The sequence below is a fragment of the Mycobacterium kyogaense genome (assembly GCF_003254575.1).
Taxonomy (GTDB): domain Bacteria; phylum Actinomycetota; class Actinomycetes; order Mycobacteriales; family Mycobacteriaceae; genus Mycobacterium; species Mycobacterium kyogaense.
The window spans coordinates 80,681-88,141 of sequence record NZ_QJUA01000024.1 but is presented as its reverse complement, the minus strand read 5'-3'; the positions used below and the strand labels follow the sequence as shown (position 1 = coordinate 88,141).

Sequence of the window (7,461 nt, the reverse complement as noted above, 5' to 3'; positions counted from 1 at the left end):
CTGCCAGAAGCGGACTACCTCGCCGAGCTCGACCGCACGCGAAACACCGCCAGGGCCAACGCCCCCCCGCCGACCAGCTGACGCCACAGACCTGCCCCCGGCCGGCGCGACGAGGTCGTGCAACACCTCGCTTACGCGACGCCGGGGGCAGGGGGTCTCCCCCAGGGGGTCAGGACACGCCACTGAGACGACGACTGGGATGGATTTCGAGTCGTCATCGTGCGTGGCCTTTCGTGTTGGGACTGCCCCCGGCGTCGCGTAAGCGAGGTGTTGCACGACCTCGTCGCGCCGGCCGGGGGCAGGTCTGTGGCGTCAGCTGGTCGGCGGGAGGGCGTTGGCCCTGCCGTTGTTTCTCGTCCTGTCGAGCTCGGCGAGGTAGTCCTCTTCTGACAGCTCGTTGACCCATTCGCCGTATGCGTAGTTGAGGTTCTGCATGCGGCCAGTGAGCTGGCTGTTGAACGCTTGCTTGTGTGCCACGGGTGGTTTCCTTTCCTCGTGTGGTTGTTGGGGTGTTGCCCGGGTGCTGCAGCGGGACTGAGGGGGACGCCGCAGCACCCGGGCAGGTCAGGTGGCGGCGCCGCGGGCGCGGTAGTAGCGGGCTTGCAGGAGGCCGGCGACTTCGTTGTCGACCTGTGGCCGGCAGGCGCGCATCGCGAGCTCGAACGCGTCGACGAGCTGATCGGCGTTGGGCACCCACACGTCGTGCTGGAAGACGTGGTCGACCCACTGCGCAGCGGTGACACCCGAGGGAACGAGGTAATTCTGGGTCGAGGGGCCGCCGCGGTCACCGATCGGCTGTGGTGCTGCGCTGAGCCACTCAACGTGTGAGCGGGCGATGGGGTTGGCCGCGGTGCTGCTCTTGGCCGCGACGAGGCGGCGGCGCGCCCATTCGGGTTCGGCGTCGATGTGGTCGCGCATCTGGCCCACCAGGGCGAGCTGGGTGGTGAAGTTCCCGGTGCCGTGGCCGCGGGCGTCGATGCTGAGGAGTGCTCGGTGTGCGGCGCGGAAGTCGAAGTAGCTGCGCACGAATCCATCGACTGTGCGGTATTCCTTGACCCGGTCGGCGTCGATGGCGGCTTCGGCTGTCTTCGGGGCGGCGGCCATGTCGAGCTTGCTCCACTGCGCCTTGAGGGTGTCGAGCTGTTCCTCGAGGTAGTCGAGGGCGTGTTCGGTGCCGGCGTTGCGGATGGATTCGAGGGCGCGTTCGGCGTTGTCGAGTGCGGCGGCGTGCGCGTTGAGGGCGCGCATGGCGCGGCTTCGGCCGTTCTCGTGGGCGAGGATTAGCGGCGAGAGGTCGGGTGGGTTGACGTCCTCGTGCGCTGCCGATGTGGTGAGGAGGTTGACCATGTCGTCGCGCAGCTGGTCGTCCGTTTGTACTTCGCTGATGTGGTCGGTGGCGGCGGTGTGCCACCGCTTCAGCGTGCGGACGCGAGCGGTCTGTTCGGTGTAGCCGGGGATGGCGGCGAGCATGCCGGCGTGGTAGTCGGTCATTTGTTGCGCCCGTATTCGCGTGCCTCGGACTGGGTGTGCATTCGGGCGTACAGGTCGGCGCCGTCGGACACGCTGCTGGCCTGCTTGATCTGTTCGGCGAGAGTCTGTTTCGGCTCGGGGCGCTGCTGGTCGCCGCCGGCTGGGCCACCCGCACCGCCACCGGGTTCGCCGCCGGCGGGGTTGGCGATCTCGGCGACCAGGGCGTCGCGGTCGGCGGCCGGCATTTCGGTCAGGTAGTGCTTGACCATGTCGCGTAGGACGTCGTCAGCCATTCTTGCTCCTCGCGTAATCGATCACTGTTGGGCGGTGAAAGAGCCAGTCGCGGCCGGTCTTTCGCCCGCCAAGGTCGTTGGCGATGTCTCGGACGCGGCGCGGGGTGCACCGCAGGATGCGTGCCGCGGGCCGGCTACCGATCCAGTCGTCGTCATCACGGTCTGAGTGTGCAGGTTCGGCGCAATCCGGAGTTCCGCTAGCGGCAATGGCGCTGATCAGGTCGCGTATGGCTTGGGGGATGGGTTGGCCGCGGCGTTGCCGATTCAGGATTACCTCGAGCGCGAGGTATTCGGTGATGCGCTTTTGGTCGTCGGAGAGCCACACGGCGCCGGGCTATCGGATTGGCTCGGTGGTGACGGCCCACAGTGAGCCGGCCGCCTCGTCGAGGTCGAGTTCGATGAGGCGATCGCCGAGGTCGGTGATCGCCCAGAACGCGAGGACGTAGACGGCGTGGCTGGCGCCGCCGCGGGCTTGGCCTTCGCGGCTGCGGCGCTGCCCAAGCTGCTGCAGGTCCACCGGCAGCGCGTCGTAACCGCGCTCGAGGTCACCGCAGCGGGCAGCCAGCTCGGTCAGCGATATGCCGAGGAGGACTGCGAGGCCGGCGCCAGTGATCTGGAACTGGCCGTCCACGGCCTGTGCGAGCAGCGTGCGGTGCGTTTCGTCAGCCATGTTGGCCTCGCGCTGCGACGTCGAGGACGCGGCCGTCGACGATAACGTAGCGTCGGCCAGCGATCACGCCATGTGGCCGTTGGGATTTCGGCAAGCTGTCGACCCACTGGCCGCAGGCGTCCAGGGCGGGGCAGCGGGCGCAGATGGCGAGGGCCTGGCCGTGTCGGTCCCGCAGGGTATCCGCTGTTTCGTGTGATCGGCCGGCGTCGAACAGGGCGTGCTCGCCGCGGCATCGCGCCCCGGGCAGGTCGGGGATACCGGCCAGTGACTCGAGGAACTGGTCGAGGATGCTCATCGGGCGGCCCGATCCTTGGCGTCAGTGTGGCGTGCGCACGCGGTGCCGGGTTGGTGCACGATGGCCCGGCAGCGTCGGCCGCGCTTCGTTTGTCGGGCGCAGCGCAGCGGTGAGAGCGCGACGCGCTCTTGGATTCGTTCGGGGAGTGGGCCGAGCTGGTCGTGGGGCGCGACGTCCTGTCCGCGCTGGTAGGTCGATCGGGTGGGGTGGAAAAGCGTTGCAAGTTGCACGAGTAGCGGCTGTTCGGTGCCCTCGTACTCGAGGGCAATGCTGAGCAGGTATCCGGGCATGCCGACGTCGCACAGGTGGCGGGTGCGTGCCGGGTCGAGATATGAGGGCTCGGTCATCCAGCGCGCTCCATCATGCGGAAGTTGTCGTGGTGGGGGCAGTCGGTGAGGTCGTCGAGCCGCCCGAAGTAGTCGCAATCGCACGCATCGATGGCGGCGCGCGTAGCGGCCCGCCATCGCTCCGCGGCCAGTTCGCTCTCTTCGCGGATTCGCTGACAGTCGGGGCAGTTGGGGGGTTGGAGTTCGTTGAGGTGGCGAGCGCATCGGGCGATGCCGTCAGCGCCGACGCCGCCACCCCCGTCAAGAGAACCGTCAATAGAAACGTCAAGTACGCCATCTGGGTGGCGGGATCGGTCCCCGATTTGGCGGTATCGCCCCTCCGGTTTGGCGGTATCGCCCCCCACCGATACCGCCATCTGAGTGTCGGTATCGCCCCGTACCGATTCCGCCGTCTGGGTGGCGGGATCGGTCAGCGGGAGGATCTCGTAGATCGGGGCTGCGGCGCGGCCGTGGTTGGTGTTGAAGCCGGGTCGCACCACCACGATGAGTTTGCTCCGCTTGAGGTCCTGGATGGCCCTCTCGGCGGTGCGTTGCGACTTTCCGAAGAGGCCCGCGCGGATGTGGTCCCATCGGACTGAGGCTTGCCTGGTGAAGGTGTTGGCCTTCTCGGCGATGGCGATGAGGGCGTGGAAGCCGACGTCGGACAGCCCGCGTTCTCGCAGGCTGTCTGACGCGGCTAGCACCTCACCGACGAGCTGTCCGCTCACCGTTGTGTCGGCTCACTTTCTTGGCGGATCAGAGGGACGGGGGTCTCGGTCAACGTCAGTTCCGCTGGCGCGAAAGTTATTCGCGCTGCCGCGGCGGCGACGCGCCGCGAGGTGTCATCGACCTGGGTGTAGATAGCTGTCGTTGTCGGCGAGTTGTGCCCCATGAGTTCTTGCACCGCACGGATGTCCCCCGAGTGCTGATACGCCTTCGTCGCAAAGCGGTGGCGCATGGTGTGCGTAGTCCAGTTGTCTGGCAACGCTTTTCCGATCAGCTTGCCGAGGTAGTTGGCTGTCAGGTGCCCGCCGGATGGTGAACTGAACACGTGAACCGTGTCGCCCTCTCGGAGCGTGCGGGCGAGGTCGTCGCCCAAGGGGATGGTGCGCTCGTGGCCACCTTTCCCGAACACCCGAAGGGAGTAGCTTCCGGGCCAACCCTCGACGTCGGATCTCTTGATGCGCGCGATCTCCGCGCGCCGCAGCCCGGTCTCTGCGGCGATGCGGATGGCCAGGGCCACGCGGGGGTCGCTGTTTGTCTGGATTGCGTGCAGGATCGCACCGTCGGGGCACGGTCGTGGCAGCGACCGCGGGATTCTCACTTTCGGCAGGCGTGCAGCCGGGTTGTCGTCCCGAAATTCGTTCTCCTGCAGGGCATCGAAGAATATGCGCAGTGAGGACCGGACGTTGTGGGCGTACCGAGCGGAGAAGTCACTGCTGCCGATGTAGTGAGCGAGTTCAGCGCGCGTCACGGTGCGCGGATCGCTTCCCGGGTGGGCGTGCGCGTAGGTCAGGATGGCGCGGACACGGAGCTCGATGGTGGCGGGGCTGCGCCTGGCGGCCACCAGCTCTGCGAGGAGGATGTCGATAGCCGGCTTCCATTTCCGCGGTGTCGGCAGTCGGGGCGGTCCTGGCGGTCGGTGCGGCGGGGCGTTGAGCAGCAGGTAGGCGGTGGTGGCGCGCAGACTCCCTGAATGCACAACGGTTCCGGTGGCGTCGATGAGCCGATATAGACGGCGCCGCTGGGACAGGCGTAGGCCGGCGCGCGTAGCGCGGGCCCGGGCAATTCGCGCCTCGTTGTCGCCGCTCACTCGGCGCGCTCCAGTTGGTCGAGTGTGTCGGCGGCGGTGTCGAGAATCCGCGCGAGTGCGCGGGCCTGACTGGCCTTCAGCGCCTGATCCGCGGCGTAGACGTAGACGTATCGGCTGACTGTGCCGTCCTCGCACTGCGTGCCAGCGACGTCGGCGCCCACCCCGCGCCTGTCCTCGAGGTTGTAAGACGCCCACTCAAGGTTCCTGGTCGCGTCGCCGTCGCTGTCCCTCACCGCGTACCACTCGTCTGCATGCGGTTCGCCGGCCGGCAAGGGGAAGTCGGCCAGACGCTCGTTGATCAGCTCCGACTCGCGGTCGGGGTCGTAGTTGGCCTTCAGCGCGGCCTCGGCCTCGTTCTGCCGGACGAATTCTTGTGCGACGCCGTCGAGAGTGCGCTCGTCGAAGTAGCGCAGCATGGCGAGTTGCTCGGCCGTGAGCTGATCGGCGAGGTCACGCCAGGTCGTCGCGGTATCGATGTTCTGTGTCATGATGGTTATGCCTTTCGGTCTTCAGGGGTTGACTGGTTGCTGCGGCTCCCGCCCGGTGTTGGCGCACCGGGGATGACGGGGGCCGTTCGCATGTCTTCGGTGTGGTCGTCGTCGACCAGGCCGAGGTCTTCGAAGTTCGGATACTCGCGCATCTATGCGGCACCGATCCTGTTGTCTCGCAAATGCTTCAGTACGTCCTCCCTGAGGTACCGAATCCGCTTATCGCCCACCTTCACGTACGGAACACCGCGCCCGAGGTAGCGATCCTGAGCGAGGGCCGCCACCGTGGTCTGAAGAAATTCAGCCACCTGAGCGGCTGTCATCACCGCTGGTAGCGCTCCACTGTCCATGAATGAAAAATCTCCTATCTGATGATCAGAGTGATCACAACTGATAACTGTGATGTTAGATTTGGAAAAAGTCAAGTGTGAAGAGCGGTCTTATCAGAACGGATCACTTATGGTGCACCCATGGCGGAAAGTGAGAAGGCGCGCGGGACCAAGGCGCGCCCACTGGGCGATATCGGCGAGACGGTGCGCAGCAACCTCATTCGCATCCGAGAGAAGCGCCGGATGCCGGTGACCGAGCTGTCTGAGCGCATGAAGGATGCTGGCCGGCCAATTCCCGCGCTCGGGCTGCGGCGTATCGAGGCGGGGGAGCGGCGGGTAGACGTCGACGACCTGTTCGCACTGGCACTGGCGCTACAGATCTCTCCGATCACTCTGCTGATGCCGTACCCGCTTGATGACCCCGAGCAGAAGGTCGAAGTGCCTGGGCTGGCCGGTCGCCCGACCGCTGCGCAGCTGTGGGCATGGCTCCGCGCGGAGGACCCGTTGATAGATCCCGGCGCGATCGAAGACATTGCCCTGCACGAGTGGGTGGACTTCGCGAAGGACGCCCTGCCCCGGTGGGTCCTCCGCGAGGTCGCCGAATACATGCAGCAGGAGCTGACCGAGAGGCGGCGAGCGGCGCGTGGCAACGATCAGTAAGTACCAGACCGCCAGCGGCGCAACCAAATACCGCGTCCGCTACCGCACACCCGACCGTCGCCAAACCGACAAACGCGGCTTCACCACCAAACGCGACGCCGAAGCCTTCGCCGCCACCGTCGAGGTCTCCAAGATGCGCGGCGAGTACGTCGCGCCGACGCTCGGCCGCGTCACCATCGGCGAACTCGGACCGCTCTGGCTCGAGCGGCAACGCGGCCACATGAAGCCCAGCGGATTCCGCTCCTACGAGTCGGCCTGGCGGGTTCACGTCGAACCGCGGTGGCGCCGCACCCGCATCTCCGATGTCCGCTACACCGACGTCCAGGCCTGGGTATCGGCCCTGCCCCTCAGCGCGTCGATGGTGGCCACCGCCTACTCCGTGCTGGCGCGCATCATCGACGACGCTGTACGCGATCGACTTTTGGCTGCCAACCCCGCCCGCGGCGTCAAGCTCCCGACACGTCAGAAGCGCCGCAACACCTACCTCACCGCCGCGCAGCTCCACGCCCTGTCCGTCGAGGCCGGCCAGTACGGGCCGCTCGTGCTGCTGCTCGGAACCGCCGGCCTCCGGTGGGGCGAGGCCGCCGCGCTACGCGTCGCCGACATCGACTTCCTGCGCCGCCGCGTAGAGCTCCACGAGAACGCGGTCCTCGTCGGCCGCCAGGTCCACGTCGGCACGCTCAAGACCGGGCACCACCGCACCGTGCCGCTGTCGGGCTTCGTCGTCGACGCCCTCTCGGTGTGCTGCGAAGGCAAAGCCCGCGGTGACCTCATCTGGCCATCGCAATCGGGTGGACACCTCGGGCCGCCGTCGTCGCATAAGTCGTGGCTGTCCGGTGCGGTCGACCGTTGCATGGCTGCCGACCCGACGTTCCCGCGGATCACCGCACACGCGCTGCGGCACACCGCGGCGTCGCTGGCCATCTCCGCGGGCGCCAACGTCAAGGTGGTGCAACGGATGCTGGGCCACGCGTCGGCCGCGATGACGCTGGACGTCTACGCCGATCTGTTCGATGACGATCTGAGCGGTGTTGCAGCCAAACTGGATGAGTCCGTGGGCAAATTGTGGGCAAAACCGGCGCCTCCGGCCGAGAAGCCGACAGCCGCAAGCGTCTGA

The 7,461-nt window shown here is 67.1% G+C and carries 12 protein-coding genes; 2 read left to right on the top strand and 10 right to left on the bottom strand.

Annotation, left to right across the window (positions count from 1 at the left end; all coding sequences use genetic code 11):
- Positions 1-312 precede the first annotated feature (312 nt).
- The 10 genes from DMB80_RS28165 to DMB80_RS28160 form a co-directional block, all read right to left on the bottom strand.
- The gene (locus DMB80_RS28165) at positions 313-477 is read right to left on the bottom strand and encodes a hypothetical protein (protein WP_162938578.1); all 165 of its coding nucleotides are present in this window, start codon (positions 475-477) and stop codon (positions 313-315) included.
- 87 nt (positions 478-564) lie between these two features.
- Complete coding sequence (locus DMB80_RS17040; protein ID WP_111510937.1) at positions 565-1,491, bottom strand: hypothetical protein; 927 nt, start codon at positions 1,489-1,491, stop codon at positions 565-567.
- Positions 1,488-1,763 (bottom strand): hypothetical protein, encoded by a 276-nt coding sequence (locus DMB80_RS17035; protein ID WP_111510936.1) that lies wholly within the window; start codon positions 1,761-1,763, stop codon positions 1,488-1,490. The genes DMB80_RS17040 and DMB80_RS17035 overlap by 4 nt, the downstream gene beginning before the upstream one ends.
- The gene (locus DMB80_RS17030) at positions 1,756-2,088 is read right to left on the bottom strand and encodes a hypothetical protein (RefSeq protein WP_111510935.1); all 333 of its coding nucleotides are present in this window, start codon (positions 2,086-2,088) and stop codon (positions 1,756-1,758) included. The genes DMB80_RS17035 and DMB80_RS17030 overlap by 8 nt, the downstream gene beginning before the upstream one ends.
- A gap of 9 nt (positions 2,089-2,097) precedes the next feature.
- The gene (locus tag DMB80_RS17025; RefSeq protein ID WP_111510934.1) at positions 2,098-2,433 is read right to left on the bottom strand and encodes a hypothetical protein; all 336 of its coding nucleotides are present in this window, start codon (positions 2,431-2,433) and stop codon (positions 2,098-2,100) included.
- Complete coding sequence (locus tag DMB80_RS17020; protein WP_111510933.1) at positions 2,426-2,728, bottom strand: hypothetical protein; 303 nt, start codon at positions 2,726-2,728, stop codon at positions 2,426-2,428. Before DMB80_RS17020 ends, DMB80_RS17025 begins: the two co-directional genes overlap by 8 nt.
- Positions 2,725-3,075 carry a hypothetical protein gene (locus DMB80_RS17015; protein WP_111510932.1) on the bottom strand — a complete coding sequence of 117 codons (351 nt, stop codon included), beginning with the start codon at positions 3,073-3,075 and terminating at the stop codon, positions 2,725-2,727. The genes DMB80_RS17020 and DMB80_RS17015 overlap by 4 nt, the downstream gene beginning before the upstream one ends.
- Positions 3,072-3,782 (bottom strand): hypothetical protein, encoded by a 711-nt coding sequence (locus DMB80_RS17010; protein ID WP_111510931.1) that lies wholly within the window; start codon positions 3,780-3,782, stop codon positions 3,072-3,074. Before DMB80_RS17010 ends, DMB80_RS17015 begins: the two co-directional genes overlap by 4 nt.
- Positions 3,779-4,867 carry a tyrosine-type recombinase/integrase gene (locus DMB80_RS17005; RefSeq protein ID WP_162938577.1) on the bottom strand — a complete coding sequence of 363 codons (1,089 nt, stop codon included), beginning with the start codon at positions 4,865-4,867 and terminating at the stop codon, positions 3,779-3,781. The genes DMB80_RS17010 and DMB80_RS17005 overlap by 4 nt, the downstream gene beginning before the upstream one ends.
- A complete protein-coding gene (locus DMB80_RS28160; protein ID WP_162938576.1) occupies positions 4,864-5,355 on the bottom strand; it encodes a hypothetical protein in 492 nt (163 codons plus the stop codon). Before DMB80_RS28160 ends, DMB80_RS17005 begins: the two co-directional genes overlap by 4 nt.
- 470 nt (positions 5,356-5,825) lie before the next feature.
- Between DMB80_RS28160 and DMB80_RS28395 the strand changes: the two genes are divergently transcribed.
- Positions 5,826-6,344 carry a helix-turn-helix domain-containing protein gene (locus DMB80_RS28395; RefSeq protein WP_205538735.1) on the top strand — a complete coding sequence of 173 codons (519 nt, stop codon included), beginning with the start codon at positions 5,826-5,828 and terminating at the stop codon, positions 6,342-6,344.
- Positions 6,328-7,461: a site-specific integrase gene (locus tag DMB80_RS16990; protein ID WP_111510928.1), complete on the top strand. Its 1,134-nt coding sequence runs from the start codon at positions 6,328-6,330 to the stop codon at positions 7,459-7,461. The genes DMB80_RS28395 and DMB80_RS16990 overlap by 17 nt, the downstream gene beginning before the upstream one ends.